The organism is Methylobacterium sp. A52T (assembly GCF_053346095.1).
On sequence record NZ_JBKFBI010000026.1, the window covers coordinates 32,962 to 50,227 of the forward strand.

The window sequence follows — 17,266 nt, forward strand, 5'->3', positions numbered from 1 at the left end:
GGCTCTCCGAGGCAGACCGGGAGAGCACCGTGACCACGCGCATCGAGCTGACCGCACCGGACGGCACCACCGCGACGCTCGCGACCGACGGGGCCGAGCCGGTCTCGTGGCGGGTCGGCGGGACCGAGTATCTCTGGAGCGGCGATCCGGAGCACTGGAACCGCCACGCGCCCTGGCTCTTCCCGGTGGTCGGCGCCTCGGCGGGCGGGCACGTGACGGTCGGGTCCGAGCGCTACCCGATGGCCCAGCACGGCTTCGCCCGGGACCTGCCCTTCGCGGTGGTCGACCGGAGCGCCGACGCGGTGACCCTGCGCCTGACCGACGGGCCCGGGACGCGGGCGCACTACCCGTTCGCGTTCCGGCTCGACATCGCCGCGCGGGTTCGCCCGGCGGGTCTCGACCTCGACGTGACCGTCGCCAATCCCGGCGATGTCCCCCTGCCCTACGCCCTCGGCTTCCACCCGGCCTTCCCGTGGCCCTTCGCGGGCGGCACCCGCGCCCGGGACGGCGGCTACGCGGTCGCCTTCGAGGAGGCGGAGCGGCCCTTCGCCCCCCAGGTCGGCCCGGGCGGCCTGCTGCTGCGCGACGAGCAGCCGATCCCCCTCGCCGGGGACACGCTGCCCCTCGATCCGGCGCTCTTCACCGAGGCCTTCGTGTTCCGGAACGCCCGCAGCCGCTGGATGCGCTTCACCGGCCCCGGACGATCGATCCGCATGGAGATGGCGGATTTCCCCCACCTGGCGGTCTGGACCAAGCCGACCGCACCCTTCCTGTCGCTCGAGTGCTGGACCGGCTACGCCGACTGGTCGGACTTCGCGGGCGACCTCGCCGCGCGCGATTCGCAGCGCCTGCTCGCCCCGGGCGCCGCGGCGCGCCACGGCGTCCGCCTGACGCTGGAGACCTAGCCCTTGCGGATCTGGGTGGCGCGGCCCGAGCCGGGAGCGACGCGGACCGGGGCGGCCCTGGCCGACCTCGGCCATGCGCCGCTCGTGGCGCCCGTCCTGGCCGTGCGGCCGACCGCGGCGGCCCCGCCCATGGGACCCTTCGCCGCGCTGCTGCTGACCAGCGCCAACGCGGTTCCGGCGCTCCGCGACGCGCCGGCCCTGCGCGGCCTCCCGGTCTTCGCCGTCGGCGCGCGGACGGCCGCCCTGGCCCGCGCGGCCGGTCTCGGCCCCGTCCGGCAGGGGTCCGGCGACGCTTCGGGGCTCGCCGCCCTGGTGGCGGCGACGCTGCCGCCCGGCCAGCCGCTCCTCCACGCGACGGGAGCCGAGCGCAAGCCGGAACCGGCGGCGACGCTCACGGCGGCCGGATACCGGGTCACCGTTTTCGTGGCGTACCGGGCCGAGGCGCTGGACCGCCTGCCGCCGGCGGTCGGCCGCGAACTCGCCGGGAACCGCCTCGAGGCGGCCCTTCACTATTCCCGGCGCAGCGCCGCCGTCGCCCTTGCCCTCGCGGATGGATCGGAGCACGGCGGAGCTTTCCGCCGGCTGAGGCATTACTGCCTATCGCCGGATGTTGCGGCACCCCTGGAAGCGGCCGGTGTTCCGGTCCATTTCGTCGCGGCACGCCCGCGCGAAGCGGACCTGCTCGACGCCCTGGCAGGGCGACCGGGCTAACCGCGCGGTGACAGGGAGGCCGGGCCGCCGTATCTCGCCCTCGCGCCCGGCGCCGCCGCGGTGCTAGGGGGGCGCGGCGACGCCGAAGAGTTGGAGGACTTGCCCGTGACGCCACCACCCAGCGACGCCGACAAGCCCGGCCCCGGCGGCCGGAAGCCGGACGCCGCGCCCGGCAAGCCCGGGCAGTCCAGCCCGCCCGGTGGCGCGTCCCGACCGGCCGCGACGTCGGCGTCCACAGCCTCCACGTCGGCCTCGACGTCCGCTTCCACGTCGGCGAGCACGTCGGCCTCGATGTCGGCCTCCACCTCTTCCACCGCCGGCGGCGGCGTGCGGGGGCCGCAGGGATCCGCGTCCGGAACGCCGCCCAGGCCGGCGACCGATCCGGTCGTGGCTGCCAAGCCCGGCACGACCGATCCGAAGTCCGACGCCGGCAAGCCGGCCTCCGGGACCGACGGCCTGAAGCCGTCGACCGGCCCGGCCGCCCAGTCGGCCGGTGCGAAGCCCGATCCCGTGACGGCGGGCGCCGCGTCGTCGGCCTCCGACGGCAGAACCGGAGCGTCCGCCTCGTCGTCGTCGACGGCCTCCACCGCCGCGTCCGGGACGTCCGGCGCGAAGATCGATCCGAAGGCCGCGCAGCCCGGAACCGGCCCGCAGGGCGGTCCCCGTCCGGGCGGACCCGCACCCGGCGCCGCGGGCCCGGCGGCGGCCAGCGCGGTGACGGCCGGCCCGATCATCGACCTGAAGGCCAAGCGGATCCCGGATCCGGCGACCGCCGGCAAGGAGCCGGGCAAGGACGCTTCCAAGGATACCGCCAAGGACACTCCCAAGGACGCCGCCAGGGACGGCAAGGAGCCGCCGAAGGGCCCGATCCCCGCGGTGGCCGCCGTCGATCCCAGCAGGAGCGCCGCCGCGCCCACCGGCCGGGCCCGGGCCGGGTTCGGCTCGCTCGCGGCCGCGGGGCTGCTCGGCGGCGTGATCGGCGCCGGCCTGCTGTTCGGCGCCGAGAAGGCCGGGATCGGTCCCGACCCGCGCCTGAGCGCCCTGGACCAGAGGCTCTCCAGCCAGCTCACGTCCCTCGACAAGCGTCTCGACGGGCTGGCCCCGCGCGACGCGGTGACGGCGCTCGACAAGCGCGTCGCCGCCGCCGAGGCGAGCGCCAAGCAGGCCCTGGACAAGTCCGGTGCGGCGCCCGCGTCCACCGCCGACGGGCAAGCGGCCGGTCAGGCCTCCGGGCAGGCCCCGGCCGTGCCGCCGGATCTCGTCGCCCGCCTCGACAGCCTCGACCAGCGCGTCGCGGCGCTGCAGGAGGAGCCCGGTCAGGAGCCCGGTCGCGACCAGCCGGCCGATTCGAAGCTCGGCGTGGTCCAGGACAACGCGAAGCAGATCGCCGACCTCGAGACCCGCCTGAAGGCGGTGGAGGATGGCGGCGCCAACAAGGGCGCGGCCGAGGAGGCCGCCCGGAAGGTCGCGGCGCTGCAGAGCGAGGTGGAGCAGAAGACCAAAGCGAACGCCGAGGCCGACGCGACCCTGGAGCAGCGCCTCGACGCGCTGCAGCAGGCCGTCGACGCGCGGGTGAAGGCCGCGACCGAGGCGGTCCAGGCGGCGACCCAGGCGAGCCGCACCGCCGCCCAGGCCGGACAGGCCCAGGCCGCGGAGGCCGCGAAGGCGGTCGACCGGCGGCTGCAGGAGCAGGCCGACCAGATCGCCGCCCTGGACAAGAGCGTCGCGCAGCGCGCCGAGGCCAGCACCGTCCAGGCGGCGCTCCGGGTCGTCGTCGCCGACCGCGTGGCGGCCGCCTTGGAATCCGGGACGAGCTACGCCGAGCCACTCGCGACCCTGCGCAAGCTCGATCCGGGGACCGACGCGCAGGCCAAGGCCCTGGCGCCCTTCGCCGACGGCGGTGCCCCCTCGGCGGGGGATCTCGCCGACACGTTCCGGCCGATCGCCGAGCGGATCGCGGCCAAGCGGCAGGCGCAGCGGGCCAAGAGCGCGGCCGAGACCGGCGATTTCCGCACCAAGCTCCTCAGCATGGCAGACGGTCTCGTGCAGATCCGCAAGGCCGACGCACCCGCTCCCGAGGCCGCGGACGATCCGGAGAGCAAGGTCCAGGCGGCCCTCGACCGCGGCGACCTGCCGGCGGCCTCGGCGGCCTTCGCGGCGCTCCCGGCCGAGGCCCGGGAGCAGGCCGGGGATTTCGGCGCCAAGCTCAAGGCCCGAGCCGAGGCCGAGCAGGCCGTGCGCGCGCTGCTCGACGGCGCCTTCAAGGCCCTGCCGGTCGGCGCCGCCCAGCCGGCCCAGGCCGCCCCCGGGCGCTAGTCCGGTGAGGGCCCCGATCCGCGCGCTGCGCGGCCGCACCATCTCCGAGCGGGCGCGCAGGCGCCCCGCTCCTCCCGCACCCCGCGACGGCCGCCAGCCGGCCGCCGACAGGAGATACTGACCCCATGTGGCGCGCCCTCGCCTTCCTGGCCCTGCTCGCACTCGCCGCCTTCGGGGCGGTCTGGATCGCCGACAGGCCCGGCACCGTCACCGTCGTCTGGAACGGCTACCAGATCGGCACCAGCCTCGCGGTCGCCCTCGTCGGCGTGATCGCGGCGGCGATCGTCCTGGGCGTCCTCTGGGCGATCGTGCGCAGTGTCATCGGCCTGCCCGAGGCCCTGGTCCGCGGCTCGGCCGAGCGGCGCCGGGCCAAGGGCCTCTCGGCCCTCTCGCGGGGCATGGTGGCGGTGGGCTCGGGCGATCCCCTGGCGGCCCGCCGCTTCGCGGGCGACGCCGAGCGGCTCCTCGGCAACGAGCCGCTGACCCTGCTGCTCAAGGCTCAGGCGGCGCAGATCTCCGGCGACCGGGACGCGGCCGAGAGCGCCTTCCAGCGCATGGTCGACGATCCCGAGACCCGGGTCCTGGGCCTGCGCGGCCTGTTCGTCGAGGCCCGGCGCCGCGAGGACGAGACGGCCGCCCGCGCCTACGCCACCGAGGCCGCCCGCCTCGCCCCGAGCGTGACCTGGGCCAACGAGGCTCTTCTGGAGGCGCAGAGCGCCGACGGCGACTGGGCGGCTGCCCTGGAGACGATCGAGCGCCGCTCGTCCCTCGGACTGATCGACAAGGCCGCGGCCCGGCGCCAGCGGGCGGTGCTCCTCACCGCCATCGCCGGCGAGCGCGAGGCCGGCGAGCCGGAGATCGCTACGGAGCGTGTCCTGCAGGCGGTCAAGCTCGCCCCCGACCTCGTGCCGGCGGCCTGCATCGCCGGCCGCCTCCTCGCCCGCCGCGGCGACGTCAAGAAGGCTGCCCGGATCGTCGAGGCGGCCTGGAAGGCCAATCCCCATCCCGACCTCGCGAAGGTCTATCTGGGCCTGCGTCCCGGCGATTCGGTCCGCGACCGCCTCGCCCGCGCCGAAGTGCTGGCGAAGCTGTCGGTCTGGGATCCCGAATCCCGCCTCGCCCTGGGCCAGGCCGCCCTCGACGCGCGGGACTACAAGCGGGCCCGCGAGGCCGTGAAGCCCCTGCTCTCCGAGCGTCCGACCGCCCGGGCCTGCCTGATGATGGCGGCCATCGAGGAGGCCGAGCACGGGGCCGCCTCCGGTCAGGCCCGCGAGTGGCTGGCCCGGGCCGCCCGCGCCCCGCGCGACCGCGTGTGGATCGCCGACGGGATCGCCACCGATACCTGGGCGCCGGTCTCGCCGGTGACCGGGCGCCTCGACGCCTTCGCGTGGCGCGAGCCCCCGAACACGCTCGGTGCCGCGCCCGCGGTGCAGCCGGAGGCGGACGCCGCCGGCCCGGCCCTCGTGCCGGCGGCCCCGAACGCCGCGGCGCCTGGCGCCAGACCGCTCGCCCCATCGGCCCCCGTGTCGCCTCCGACCGTGTCCCCCGCCGCCGCGACGGCTCCGGTCCCGTCGCCGACACCCGCGTCGACTTCCACGGCGACCTCCGCGTCGGCCCGCGCCGCATCCTCGACCTCGGTCACGTCCGCGGCGTCGACCTCCACCGGCCCGATCCCGACCGTCCTTCCGGCCAAGGCGGGCGCCGCGAAGGCGGCCGGTGCCGACCCGGTCTCGGCCGGGATGGCGTCCGCGGCGCTGCCGCCTTCCGGCTCGGGTGAGCGGCCGGTTCGTCGGATCGGGTGACCGGTTTCACGGCGCGCCGGCCGTCTGAGCGCGGGATGACAGGAGCGCCGCGGGATCACGGACACGCCGCGGCGTTCGACTATTGCAAGTTGAATGAGCCGGCGCTCCGTGTAGCTTGTCGTGAGCTGCCGACCGAGGATCCGATCATCCCCCAGCCCGCTCACAGCCCGCGCACGCCGTCGATCCGGTCGGATCGGAGGGGCGTCCCGCGTCGCCCGGTACGGCCGTGACCGTCCTCGACGAGGACGGAGAGCCGCGCCGGCAGGTCGGGGCCCTGCCGTTCCGGCACGGGCGGGACGGCAAGACCAGGATCTTGCTGGTGACCTCCCGGGAGAGCCGCCGCTGGGTCATCCCCAAGGGATGGCCGATGAAGGGTCGCAAGCCGTTCGAGGCGGCCGCGCGGGAGGCCTACGAGGAGGCCGGCCTGCGCGGTGCGGTCGGCAAGCGGCCGATCGGGCTGTACCTCTACCAGAAGCGTCTGAGGAACCTCGACACCGTCCTGTGCCAGGTGAAGGTGTTTCCGCTGGAGGTGCGCAAGCAGCTCAAGCACTTCCCGGAGGCGCGCCAGCGGGAACTCCGCTGGTTCACCCCGTCGGACGCCGCCGAGGCCGTGTCCGAGCCCGGGCTTGCCGCCCTGATCCGGGCCGCATCGCGCACCTAAAACGGCGCGGAAGCGCAACACGGCGTTGCCAACCCGGCGGCGATCCGTTATGGCCCCACTCGGCCGGACGGACACGCCCCCCGCGGGAGCGCCCCGGTCACCTGCTGCGGTAGCTCAGTGGTAGAGCACTTCATTGGTAATGAAGAGGTCGAGAGTTCAATCCTCTCTCGCAGCACCAGAAACCTTCCCGATCTCGCAATCAGTCCGGACGATGCTAACGGTTCCCTAGCGGAACTCGTCGCAGACTGAGGATCGCGTCGGCTGTCCGGCCGACACCATCCGCTGAAGGGGATGCGCGGACGTGAACTCGACTGCCCTGTTCACCATGCTGGGCCTCGTCATCGGTTGGGCGGTCCTCGCCGGCGCGGCCCTGATCACCGGGCGGGTCGCCACCTTCGCGTTCCTGATCCTGACGCTGATCGCCCTCTACCTCTACGTGCCGTGGGTGCGGCTGCGGGCGAGCGGGATCGATGGGTCCAGCCGGCCGGTCCGGTTCTGGACCAACGTCGCCATGCTGGCCGTCAGCCTCGCCGCGTGCCTCGCCTTCGGGATCATGCTCGCCCGGCGCACCGGACTCCTGTAGGCGCCCGTAGAGCGGCGCGTTCCGCGGCCGCGCCGCGCGTGCCCTCGGCGATCCCGAGAGAGCTGTCCGCTGTCCGACCACCGAGCGCCCTCACGCGGCGCATCGCGCGCAGAGGAAGTGGCCGCTGATCGGGTCATTCGCGGCGCCCCCTTAACATGGGTGAGGCGCTCTTAACTTACATTGTGTAATCCTGGCCGGTTGAGCGCGGCCATGATCGCAGATTTTCAAGCCAATACCCTGGCAGGGCGCGGAAAAACGCGTTCGGTCAAATATTGATCGTTATAAAATTCGCGAAAGATCGAACCGTGGTCCCGAAGCGGGGTTGGACAGGGTGCGAGGCGCGATGCTCCCACGGAGTACCGGGCCGACGGCCGATCGTGCGGTGGGCTTGAGCACGCCGTGCCTCTCGCGAGGGACAGACATCATGTACTATCACGACAAGCGGCTTCAGTACCCGGTCAAGGTCGACAGCCCCGACCCGATCTACGCCCGCATGCTCCAGCAGGCGATCGGCGGGATCGAGGGCGAGATCCGGGTCGCCTTCCAGTACTTCTTCCAGGCCTGGGGGAACCGCGCCCCGACGACCAAGTACCGCGACATGCTGCTCAATACGGCCACCGAGGAGATCGGCCATATCGAGATGCTCGCGACCGCGGTGGCGCTGAACCTCGAGAACGCCCCCACCAAGGTCCAGGAGGCCGGGGCGGCCGACGCGATCGTCGGCGCCGTGATGGGCGGCGAGAACCCGCGCCACATCGCCGAGGGCATGCTGCACAAGACGCTGCTGTCGACCGGCATGGCCGCCTTCCCGGGCAATTCCGACGGCCAATCCTTCGACATGAGCCACATCTACGCCAGCGGCAATATCGCGGCCGACATGTACTGCAACGTCGCCGCCGAGAGCACCGGGCGCGTTCTGGCGGTGCGGCTCTACAACGCCACCAACGATGCCGGCATGCGCGACATGTGGAGCTTCCTCATCGCCCGCGACACGATGCACCAGCAGCAATGGCTGGCGGTGATCGAGGAGCTCGGCGGCCACGCCGGCACGCTGCCGATCCCGAACTCCTTCCCGCAGGAGAAGGAGAATCAGAAGTTCAACTACAACTTCTTCTCCACGTCGGCGGACGGCTCGCCGCCGCCGGCCGGGCGCTGGACCCAGGGCCCGTCGCTCGACGGCAAGGGCGAGTTCAGCGTCGTCCAGAACCAGCCGATGGGCGAGGAGCCGGTGCTCGGCCCGGCCCGGCCGGACAGCGGCGCCGAGAGCCAGCAGATCGGCTGATCCGCCGGCCGGGACGGCTCACCCGAGGTCGCGGCGCTCCGGTGCGCCGCGACCCGCGCGCGGACGGGAACTGGTGGCTCGCAGGACGGTGACACGCGGCACGCTCGTCGACGGTCGTGTCTGCCTCGCCCGGACCGACGCGGAGCGCGCCCCGCTGGTCCGGCGACTGGCGCGGATCGAGGGTCAGGTCCGGGGCCTGCGGGCGATGGTCGAGGCCGACCGGCACTGCCTCGACGAGGTCCAGCAGATCCGGGCCGCCACAGCGGCCCTGCGCGAGGTCGGCCTCCTGATCATCGACCAGCACGTCGCCGCGGGGCTCCGTCTCGCGGCGCGCGATCCGGACCGGGAGGCGGTCATGGCGGACCTCCTCCGGGTTCTGCGGGCGGCCATGGTGGAGGCCGGATAGGCCGGGGCGCCGGCCCGCGCGCCCGGCGCCCACGCTCAGTGCTTGGTCAGCGTCTCGACGACGGTGCCCGGCCCGATGCGGGCCGAGAAACGGGCCAGCCGGCTGCGGCTGGGCTCCTCGAGACCGCCGGCATGCGCGAAGGTCGTCAGGGCGATGCCGACGAGGAACCGGGCCTCCTCGACGGTCACGGCCCGGCCGCTCAGGGTGCTGGCCGCACCCCGAACGGCGAGGACGGCCTCCTGGAAGGCGGGATCGTCCTCGAGATCGGAGAGCCGGGTCATGGGCGCGATCCCGCGGTCGAGAGCGTCCCGCACCCGCCCCGCACAGGACGGGCATTCGCAGCAGCGAGACCTCCGCGTGCGGTGCCGCAGATACGGCCGTGCGGAGAACAGTTTTCCGGTGCGTATGACCTCATCGAACTCCCTCTTTCCGTGGACATCTCTGTCGCGATTGTCGCGGACGCCAGCATATATCGGTCCGAATATGCGCCTATCCGCTGATCTATGTTGCGGCGGATGCGGCGTGATCGGGGATTAATGGCGCCACGCGATTTTTCATACCCTTCAGGTGATCGGCTATCATGCTCGAACTCTCGCTCGACGCTGATACAATCGACGCGCAGGGCCCCCGGCTCCCCGACAGCGTGCAGTATCACCTCGGCCATCTGCTCGCGGCGACCTACGCGCAGGACAACGTCGAGCCGACCATCGCGGATCGCTTCGCCGAACTGCTGAGGTTGCTCGACGGCGCCTTCGGCCGGGCGCAGGACGGGCGCGAGAAGGCGTTCCAGGCCTCGCTCCTCGCCCTGGTGCCGAACCTGCAGCGCTTCGCCCGCTCGCTCCTGCGCAGCCATGTCGGTGCCGACGACCTCCTGCAGAACACGCTCCTCCGGGCCTGGCGCTCACGCGCGAGCTTCGCGCCGGGCACGAACCTGGAAGCGTGGCTGTTCACCATCATGCGCAACCAGTTCTACAACGAGCACCGCAAGCGCGGGCGCGAGGTGCAGGACGAGGACGGCGCGCAGGCGGAGCGGATGGTCTCGCTGCCCGAGCAGGGCGGCCATCTCGACCTGAGCGACGTCCAGGCCGCCCTCGACCGCCTGGCGCCGCCGATGCGGCAGGCGCTGGTGCTCGTGGCGATCGAGAACCTCACCTACGAGGAGACCGCCGCCGTCATGCAGTGCCGCATCGGGACGGTGAAGAGCCGGGTCTGGCGGGCCCGGACGCAGCTCGCCGAGATGCTGGGCTACACCGGCCTCGAGGTCGGCAGCGACGACGTCATGCTGGCCGCTGCGGGGCCGAAGGGCCGGAAATCCACCGCTGTCTCGTGACGGCGACCGGCGGACGGGGTCGCTAGGGACCCGCCTCTGCGCGTAGGGTCGATCCCCGATCCCGGGCTCGAGGAGCCGCCGTTCCCCATGTCGCCGCTCCCCATGCTGCCGCGCGCCGTGATCGCCGCTGCCGTCGTGTTCGGCCTCGCCCTTTCGTCGGCGGCGGTGGCGGCGCGGACCGCGCCGGGATCCGCCGCGCGGGCCTGGCTCTCCGACCTCGTCACGCGGATCGATGCCGCGGACCGCGCCGGGACGCGGCCGGGACCGGGCCGTGGCCGCGGAACCGTGGTCGTCCACGTGCAGATCGCCGCGGACGGTGCGGTTCAGGGCGCGGAGATCGAGGAGAGCTCGGGCTCGGCGAAGCTCGATCAGCGGGCGCTCCGCGCCGTGCAGGGCATCAGTCCGGCGCCCGCGCCGCCCGCCGCACTCCTGGGTGTGGACGGGATCGTCGATCTCAGCATCCCGGTCGCGCTTGGCCACTGAGCGCGCGCTGCGTATGCGTGGGCCGGCCGGACCCCGATCCCGGCGGCGCCGCCGGACCGGTCAGCGGCTCGGGCCGGTATCGGTGCTGATATAGGCCCCGACGAGATAGCCGGCCTGGAGGGCGGTGAGGTAGGCCAAGAGCAGCAGCACCTTCTCGGCGTCGAGCTGGGCCCAGACGAAGATCGAGAGGGCCAGCCACCCGAGGGTGACCAGCATCGAGCTGGCCATCAGAACCGATGCCCGATACCGCCAGCCCTCCCATATGCCCACCGCGAAAAGCAGGGCCGCAACCAGCAACGGGCCGTCTCCTTCCGCGCGAACAGATAAAGTTTTACGCGCTAAACCTCTGGTATTTCGAAGATTTTCGACTGCGTGCCCGACATTCGGGGGGGAGTTTTAATTTTGCATTAACTCGGCCCGTCCGCCGGGGCCGTCCGTCGTCGGACGATCCGGTCACGGCCCGCGTCCAGCAACGCCTTCACTCTGCGCCGGCCGCCCGAGGATGCAGAATGCGAGCCAGGAAGACGGCGGCGCCGGCCGGCAGTTTCGCCGGCGATCCATCATTGACAGGATCGATAATGCAAATCGATCGCATCTGTTTGGATCATGTTGCTCTGCAGCGTAGATATCCCCTCGAAACCGGGCACGCCCCGGACAACGAGAGGACTTCAGATCATGACCGTTCGCACCATCGTTCTCGCCGCCCTCGCTGCCGTTCCGATGATCGGTGCCGCCCGCGCCGACGAGAGCATCGCGCTGACCCCGCCGCTCTATCGCGAGCAGGCGCGTCCCACGGCCGCCGTTCGGCCGGCCTCCGAGCTGGCCACGACGCCGCGTCTCGTCCCGGCGAGCCCGGCCTCGCGGCGAGTCGTCGCCACCGCGGTCCCGGCCCGCTGAGGCGGGGCGTGTCCGCGATCCGGCGTCACCGGGTCATCCGGTGGCGCCGGCCGCAGAGCCGGGCCGGTACGAAGCGTCAGCCTATCCGTCAGGCTGGGCAGGGTTTTCCCCCCGGCAGAACTACCTCGCTCTGCCCGTTGTAGATCTCGCCGCCGCGCACCGGCCAGATCTTCTTGTATCGGAAGGTCCACCGGGTCAGGTTCGAGAGGACCGGGAAGATCGGGTGGTAGGTCATCGTGACTTCCGACACGACGAAGCGGTCGCCGTTCCGGGTCATCCCGGCGGGCGGTGCGCCGAGCGAGGAGCCCGCCGTGCGGGCCTGTCCGTTGGACTCGGCGCTCGAGCAGACCTTGGTCGCCGCCGAGCTGCCGTCGCTGTAGGTGCCCGCCGCCGTCAGCACGATGCTCGCCCGGCTCACGTCGTAGGGATTGGAGATCGCGCTCGTCGCGGCGAAGACCGGCTTGAGGTCGGCGTAGCTGCCGCGCGAGATCAGGTCCGCCATCGTGGCCGCCGCGTTGTCAAGCCGCTTCCCGATCATGTAGGCGCGGGGCAGCTCGATCGATCCCATCAGGATCAGCAGCAGGATCGGGGCGATCACGCTGAACTCGATCGCGCTCACGCCCTCCCGGTTGCCGATCAGGCGGATCAGGCGGGCGCGCAGGCGACCGCTCAGCACGGCTTGGGCTCGTAATCCTCGGCCCGGAAGATCTCGGTCGTGACAAGCAGCTGAGTCTTGTCGGCCATGATCCGGCCGGTGAAATCCAGCATCTGGAACAGCCGCATCACCGGCACGGCGACCCGGACCGTGACGGTGTCGCCGCCCTGCGGGCACTCGAAGCGCTGGCCGAAGCCCGGCGTCCAGGTCTTCGTGGTCTTGTCGAACGGCTCCGCCGGCTGCGAGGTCGAGAACGAGGGCGTCCGGGAGACGTCGAGGCGCAGGTCGGCGCAGGGGAACAGCGCCGAGGGGCCGGTGCAGACGATCCTGCGGAGGCGCTCGCTCGGATCGCTGCCGTCGGAGCCGTCCTGGAAGGTGCCGGTTCGCAGCTGCCGGACACTCCGGTCGACCGCGATGTCCAGCGTCTGCTGCTCGATCGCGATGACGCCGGATTCCGCCACGACGCCCAGGAGGGCCAGGAACGGCGCGGCCAGGAGCGCGAACTCCACCGCGGAGGCGCCGGTCCGGTGGCCGGCGAACCGTCGGACGCGTCCGGCCGTGCCGGCGCGGTCCTCGGTCCCGCCCGGACGGCGGGCGGTCGCGACGCGACGAAAGATGCCCATCATGCCAAACGAACTCTGCAGGTCCGTGCCTGCCGCCGTCCGGCCGTAGAGGCACGGACGGAAATAACCCTATGATGAGGCCGTTTAAAAACGGTTCAAATCTGGGTAGAAATTGCGGGTTCAGCAAGATTTTGCGGCCGCGATCTGTGATGAGGACGCAAATTCACCCTGAGGTTGTGTGCTGCTGTGTTCATTCGACGGCCGGCCGGTGAGGCGGTCAGTCGTCGAGACGGTGCCGGGCATTGTACGGCCGCATATAGAAGTTGTTCACAGCTAAAGGCGGCTCTATCGCGTGGCGATAGCTTCGCGGTGCTCGGACGCCACGGATTCTTAGGAGCTGTGCCTTAGGCCAACGGTTCGGTGGCCGGTGCCGCCGCAGCCGCCGATCCGGTCCCGCCCTGGGAGACGCGTCCATTTCCCAGTTCTGGAGAGTGCTCCGCGCCGGCCCGCGGGCCCTGACGGACCGGTCCGGCTCGGTCGCCCTGACCTTCGGCCTGAGCGCCGTGGTGCTGCTCGGCCTGACCGGGGGCGGCATCGATTACGCCCGCCTCGCCTCGCGGCGCAGCCAGCTCCAGAACGCGGCCGATGCCGGAGTCCTCGCGGCGGGCAACTACCTCAAGCTCGCCGTCTCGACCTCGGCGGCGGCCAAGAGCATCGTGGTCGACACGGTCCACGCCCAGGCGGCGCCGCGGCCCGAGAGTCCCTACGCCCTCCGGGTCGACGTGGCGGACGACAAGACCAGCGTCGCGACGACGGTCGACGAGACCGTCAAGCTCGCTTTCGGCGGCTTCGTCGGGGTGCCCACCGTCAAGGTCTCGGTCCGCTCGACGGTCCGCGTCGTCGGCAAGATGCGCCTGTGCCTCCTGACGCTGGACCCGCTCGCAGCCGGCGCGTTCGAGCTGGAGAAGAGCGCCGAGGTCACTGCACAGGATTGCTCGCTCTACAGCAACTCGCAGAGCCCGCGCGGCATGGTCGGCAAGGACAGCGCCTATGCCCGGGCGCAGACGATCTGCACGGCGGGCGGCTTCGACGGCGCCCGCGCGAATTTCGCGCCGCCGCCGCAGACGGGCTGCCCGCCGATCCAGGACCCCCTGAAGGACCGGGCGGCGCCGCCGGTCGGCGCGTGCACGGCGATCCCGTCCTCGGCGAACAGCAAGCGCGTCACCGGCGGCAACCTCGTCGACCAGAGCGTCACCCTCGATCCGGGCACCTATTGCGGCGGCCTGTACATCACCAAGAACGCCTCCGTGACGCTGCGCGCCGGCATCTACGTGATGAAGGACGGCCCGCTCATCGTCGACAAGAATGCCGCCATGACGGGGACCGACGTCGCCTTCTACTTCACCGGCAACAAGGGCGGCCTCCTCTTCGACAAGAAGACCACGGTCAGCCTGTCGGCGCCGACCACCGGCCCTATGGCCGGCCTGCTGATGATGGAAGAGCGCTCGGTCAGCGATCCCGTCGACCCCGCGGCGATCCTCGCCGGCCTGGTGGACCAGACCGTCACGCCGCTGCTGCCCGGGCCGCCGCCACCGCCGCCGACCCCGCCGCCGCTGGCCGCGACCAAGCCCATGCGGACCTACCGCATCATCAGCGACAACGCGCGGACCATGCTGGGGACGCTCTACCTGCCGGCCGGCCGTGTCGTGATCGACGCCGACAAGCCCGTCGCGGACCAGTCGGCCTACACGGTGATCGTGGCCCAGCAGGTCAACCTGTACCAGGGCCCGAACCTCTATCTGAACGCGAATTACGACGGGACCAGCGTGCCGGTGCCGAAGGGGGTCGGACCCCTCTCGGGCAAGCTGCTGCTGTCCCAGTAGGGAGGACGCGATGCGGATCCTGCGTCGACGACTCGTCGCCTGGGAGTGACACGGTGCTCGCGCTGATCCTCGACGATTCCGAGATGAACAACCTGCTGATCATGCAGGCGCTCAAGCCCGTGGCCGACTGCGAGCCGGTCGCCTTCACGTGCCCCGTGACGGCGCTCGACTTCCTGCGGGCGCATGTCGACCGGATCGGGGTCGTCGTCACCGATTACGACATGCCCGGCCTGACGGGCCTCGAGGTGATCGCGGCGGCGCGGGCGGTCCCGGGCTTCGCGCACGTGCCGATCGTGATGGTGACGAGCCTCGACCAGCGCAGCCTGCGCCACGAGGCCCTGCGCGCCGGCGCCACCGACTTCCTCGGCAAGCCCTGCGATCCCGTGGAGATTCAGGCCCGCATCACCAACCTGATGAAGATCAGCGCGGCCCACCGGCAGGAGCAGGACCGGGCCGCGTGGCTCGCCCGCGAGGTCGCGGCGGCGGTCGCCGTCATCGAGGCGCGGGAGCGCGAGATCATCGCCCTGCTGATGCGGGCCGCCGAGCACCGCGACACCGATACCGGCGACCACATCGCCCGGGTGGCCGGCTACGTGGGCGTCATTGCCCGGAACCTCGGCTTCGGCCCGGAGGAGATCCGGATCCTGAAGCTCGCCTCCACGATGCACGACGTCGGCAAGATCGGCGTGCCCGACGCGATCCTGCTCAAGCCGGGACCGCTCTCCGCCGAGGAGCGCGCCGAGATGGAGAAGCACGCCGAGCGCGGCCGGCGGATCCTGGAGGGCAGCACCTCCGACGTCGTGCGGCTCGCCGCCGAGATCGCCGAGAGCCACCACGAGCGCTGGGACGGAACCGGCTACCCGAAGGGCCTGCGCGGCGAGGGGATCCCGCTCTCGGGCCGCATCGTGGCGGTGGCGGACGTGTTCGACGCCCTGGTAACCGAGCGGCCCTACAAGGCGGCCTGGCCGCTCGAGCGGGCGCGGGCCTTCGTGGCGGACCAGGCCGGCCGCCACTTCGACCCGCGCTGCGTCGCGGCGTTCCTCGCGGGCTGGGACGCGGTGACGCGGACCTGCCTGCGCGCCGCTGCCTGATCCGCTCCCCGGTACCGTCCCCCTTACCGCCCTTCCCTTCCCTCCCCGCGATCGGGCCCGACCGGGCCACCTGAAGGAGCCGAGCGTGCATCTCGCGTGGCTGAGGCCGAGGCGCTCCCTGGCGGGCCGGCTGGCTCTGGCGGTGACCGGCGCCGTCACGGCGGCGCTCGTCCTGGCGGCGGCCCTGTCGGTCTGGCGCGAGGTCGCCCGCTACGCCGCCGACAAGCAGGCGGCGCTGGAGGCCGTCGCGCAGGTCTTCGCGCATGGGGGCGCCCGGGCTACCGCGGCGGGCGACGCCGACGGGGCGGACGCGTCGCTGCGGGCGATCGGCAAGGTGCCGTCCATCGTCTACGGGGCGATCGAGCGGCCGGACGGGTCCGTGCTCGCCGAGCAGGGGATCGGCCTGCGCCTGACCCGGGACGCCGCCCAGGACGGCGCGGACCTGTCGCTCCTGCACCTGCTCGCCACCCGCAGCCTCCAGGCGACCGCGCCGATCGTGGAGAACGGGGTCCCGGTCGGCCGGGTCGTGCTGATCGGCGAGACCGACGACATCCTCGGCCATCTCTGGGCCGCCGCGCAGAACGCCGCGCTGGCGGCGCTGCTCGCCGTCGCGATCGGCGTCGGCGTGTCGCTCTACCTGCAGCGCAGCGTCACGCGCCCGCTCGCCGCCCTCGCCCGCACCATGGAGGCGGTCCGCCTGCGCCACGACTACGCGCAGCGCGCGCCCGTGGGCGGCGACGACGAGGTCGGCGCGCTGGCGCGGACCTTCAACGACCTGCTCTCCGCGGTGAACGAGCGCGATCACCGCCTCGCCGCCCACAGCGCCCACCTCGAGGCGGAGGTCAGCGCCCGGACGGCCGACCTGAGCGAGGCCAAGCAGGCCGCCGACGCCGCCAACGCCGCCAAGTCGGCCTTCCTGGCCACGATGAGCCACGAGATCCGGACCCCGATGAACGGCGTCCTGGTCATGGCCGAGCTGCTGGCGGGGTCCGACCTGCCGGCGCGCCAGCGCCGCTACGCCGAGGTCATCGCCCGGTCCGGCCGGTCGCTCCTGGCGATCATCAACGACATCCTCGACTTCGCGAAGGTCGAGGCGGGCAAGCTCGAGCTCGAGCGCGTGCCCGTGAGCCCCGCGGAGCTCGCTGACACCGCGGTGACGCTCTTCGCCGAGCGGGCCCGGACGGCCGGGCTCGACCTCGCGGCCGAGGTCGGGCCGGAGGTGCCGCGGGCGATCCTCGGCGACCCGGTTCGCCTCGGGCAGGTGCTGAGCAACTTCGTGTCGAACGCGCTGAAGTTCACCGAGGCCGGTCACGTCGCCGTCCGGATGACGGTCGATGCCGCCGACGGGTGCCTCGTGATCGCGGTCTCCGACACCGGGATCGGCATCCCGCAGGACAAGCTGGCGACGATCTTCTCGGCCTTCTCGCAGGCCGACCAGTCGACGACGCGCCGGTTCGGCGGCACCGGCCTCGGGCTCTCGATCGCCCAGCAGATCGTCGCCGCGATGGGCGGCACCGTGGCGGTGACGAGCCGCGTCGGCGCGGGCTCGACCTTCTCGGCGCGCATCCCCGTGACGGTCGCCGAGCCGGCCTGCCCGGTCCGGCGCCGCGACGCGGTGCCGGCCGCGATCGCGCTCGACACGGCCGGTCCCGCCACCCGCGCCGCGCTCGCGGCCGGCCTGCGCGCGGCCGGCTTCGC

Annotated in this window: 19 protein-coding genes and 1 tRNA gene; 15 read left to right on the forward strand and 5 right to left on the reverse strand. The window is 72.6% G+C overall.

Translation table 11 applies throughout. From position 1 onward, the window contains the following. Positions 1–29: 29 nt before the first annotated feature. Complete coding sequence (locus tag ACLBYE_RS09140) at positions 30–905, forward strand: aldose 1-epimerase family protein (RefSeq protein ID WP_447693905.1); 876 nt, start codon at positions 30–32, stop codon at positions 903–905. A 3-nt stretch (positions 906–908) separates the two neighbouring features. Next, the gene (locus ACLBYE_RS09145; protein ID WP_447693906.1) at positions 909–1,616 is read left to right on the forward strand and encodes a uroporphyrinogen-III synthase; all 708 of its coding nucleotides are present in this window, start codon (positions 909–911) and stop codon (positions 1,614–1,616) included. Here the strand turns inward: ACLBYE_RS09145 and ACLBYE_RS09150 are convergent. Then, positions 1,613–2,014: a hypothetical protein gene (locus ACLBYE_RS09150; RefSeq protein WP_447693907.1), complete on the reverse strand. Its 402-nt coding sequence runs from the start codon at positions 2,012–2,014 to the stop codon at positions 1,613–1,615. The genes ACLBYE_RS09145 and ACLBYE_RS09150 overlap by 4 nt on opposite strands. On the opposite strand from ACLBYE_RS09150, the gene ACLBYE_RS09155 reads away from it, so the two are divergent. The 7 genes from ACLBYE_RS09155 (at position 2,004) to ACLBYE_RS09185 (ending at position 8,666) form a co-directional block, all read left to right on the forward strand. Continuing rightward, entirely contained in the window at positions 2,004–3,932 is a 1,929-nt protein-coding gene (locus ACLBYE_RS09155; protein ID WP_447693908.1) for a translation initiation factor 2, read from the forward strand. The genes ACLBYE_RS09150 and ACLBYE_RS09155 overlap by 11 nt on opposite strands. A 125-nt stretch (positions 3,933–4,057) precedes the next feature. After that, positions 4,058–5,734 carry a heme biosynthesis HemY N-terminal domain-containing protein gene (locus ACLBYE_RS09160; protein ID WP_447693909.1) on the forward strand — a complete coding sequence of 559 codons (1,677 nt, stop codon included), beginning with the start codon at positions 4,058–4,060 and terminating at the stop codon, positions 5,732–5,734. 226 nt (positions 5,735–5,960) lie between these two features. After that, complete coding sequence (locus ACLBYE_RS09165; RefSeq protein ID WP_447693910.1) at positions 5,961–6,395, forward strand: NUDIX hydrolase; 435 nt, start codon at positions 5,961–5,963, stop codon at positions 6,393–6,395. A gap of 103 nt (positions 6,396–6,498) precedes the next feature. Then, a tRNA-Thr gene (locus ACLBYE_RS09170) sits at positions 6,499–6,573 on the forward strand. 123 nt (positions 6,574–6,696) lie between these two features. Next, positions 6,697–6,978 (forward strand): hypothetical protein, encoded by a 282-nt coding sequence (locus tag ACLBYE_RS09175; protein ID WP_020092220.1) that lies wholly within the window; start codon positions 6,697–6,699, stop codon positions 6,976–6,978. Between the two features lie 424 nt (positions 6,979–7,402). Next, positions 7,403–8,260: a manganese catalase family protein gene (locus tag ACLBYE_RS09180; RefSeq protein ID WP_020092219.1), complete on the forward strand. Its 858-nt coding sequence runs from the start codon at positions 7,403–7,405 to the stop codon at positions 8,258–8,260. A gap of 154 nt (positions 8,261–8,414) precedes the next feature. Next, positions 8,415–8,666 (forward strand): metal-sensitive transcriptional regulator, encoded by a 252-nt coding sequence (locus ACLBYE_RS09185; protein WP_447693919.1) that lies wholly within the window; start codon positions 8,415–8,417, stop codon positions 8,664–8,666. A 35-nt stretch (positions 8,667–8,701) separates the two neighbouring features. Here ACLBYE_RS09185 and ACLBYE_RS09190 read toward each other — a convergent pair whose 3' ends face one another. Continuing rightward, positions 8,702–8,947, reverse strand: a complete 246-nt coding sequence (locus tag ACLBYE_RS09190; RefSeq protein ID WP_020092217.1) for a hypothetical protein — start codon at positions 8,945–8,947, stop codon at positions 8,702–8,704. 299 nt (positions 8,948–9,246) lie between these two features. Here ACLBYE_RS09190 and ACLBYE_RS09195 point away from each other — a divergent pair, with 299 nt between their 5' ends. After that, a complete protein-coding gene (locus tag ACLBYE_RS09195) occupies positions 9,247–9,996 on the forward strand; it encodes a sigma-70 family RNA polymerase sigma factor (protein ID WP_447693911.1) in 750 nt (249 codons plus the stop codon). 87 nt (positions 9,997–10,083) lie between these two features. Continuing rightward, the gene (locus tag ACLBYE_RS09200) at positions 10,084–10,479 is read left to right on the forward strand and encodes an energy transducer TonB (protein ID WP_447693912.1); all 396 of its coding nucleotides are present in this window, start codon (positions 10,084–10,086) and stop codon (positions 10,477–10,479) included. 60 nt (positions 10,480–10,539) lie between these two features. On the opposite strand, the gene ACLBYE_RS09205 is transcribed toward ACLBYE_RS09200, so the two are convergent. Then, complete coding sequence (locus ACLBYE_RS09205; protein ID WP_447693913.1) at positions 10,540–10,707, reverse strand: hypothetical protein; 168 nt, start codon at positions 10,705–10,707, stop codon at positions 10,540–10,542. Between the two features lie 447 nt (positions 10,708–11,154). On the opposite strand from ACLBYE_RS09205, the gene ACLBYE_RS09210 reads away from it, so the two are divergent. Next, a complete protein-coding gene (locus tag ACLBYE_RS09210) occupies positions 11,155–11,376 on the forward strand; it encodes a hypothetical protein (RefSeq protein ID WP_020092213.1) in 222 nt (73 codons plus the stop codon). An 88-nt stretch (positions 11,377–11,464) separates the two neighbouring features. Here the strand turns inward: ACLBYE_RS09210 and ACLBYE_RS09215 are convergent, their stop codons facing one another. Together ACLBYE_RS09215 and ACLBYE_RS09220 are read right to left on the reverse strand one after the other, a co-directional pair. Next, the gene (locus ACLBYE_RS09215; RefSeq protein ID WP_447693914.1) at positions 11,465–12,052 is read right to left on the reverse strand and encodes a TadE/TadG family type IV pilus assembly protein; all 588 of its coding nucleotides are present in this window, start codon (positions 12,050–12,052) and stop codon (positions 11,465–11,467) included. Continuing rightward, positions 12,046–12,657: a TadE/TadG family type IV pilus assembly protein gene (locus ACLBYE_RS09220; protein WP_447693915.1), complete on the reverse strand. Its 612-nt coding sequence runs from the start codon at positions 12,655–12,657 to the stop codon at positions 12,046–12,048. Before ACLBYE_RS09220 ends, ACLBYE_RS09215 begins: the two co-directional genes overlap by 7 nt. A gap of 428 nt (positions 12,658–13,085) precedes the next feature. Between ACLBYE_RS09220 and ACLBYE_RS09225 the strand changes: the two genes are divergently transcribed. From ACLBYE_RS09225 to ACLBYE_RS09235, 3 genes are all read left to right on the forward strand, one after another. Continuing rightward, entirely contained in the window at positions 13,086–14,477 is a 1,392-nt protein-coding gene (locus ACLBYE_RS09225; RefSeq protein WP_447693916.1) for a TadE/TadG family type IV pilus assembly protein, read from the forward strand. Positions 14,478–14,530: 53 nt separating this feature from the next. After that, a complete protein-coding gene (locus ACLBYE_RS09230) occupies positions 14,531–15,568 on the forward strand; it encodes an HD-GYP domain-containing protein (protein WP_447693917.1) in 1,038 nt (345 codons plus the stop codon). An 85-nt stretch (positions 15,569–15,653) separates the two neighbouring features. Next, positions 15,654–17,266 (forward strand): ATP-binding protein (locus tag ACLBYE_RS09235; protein WP_447693918.1); only part of this gene is annotated, 1,613 nt, incomplete at its 3' end.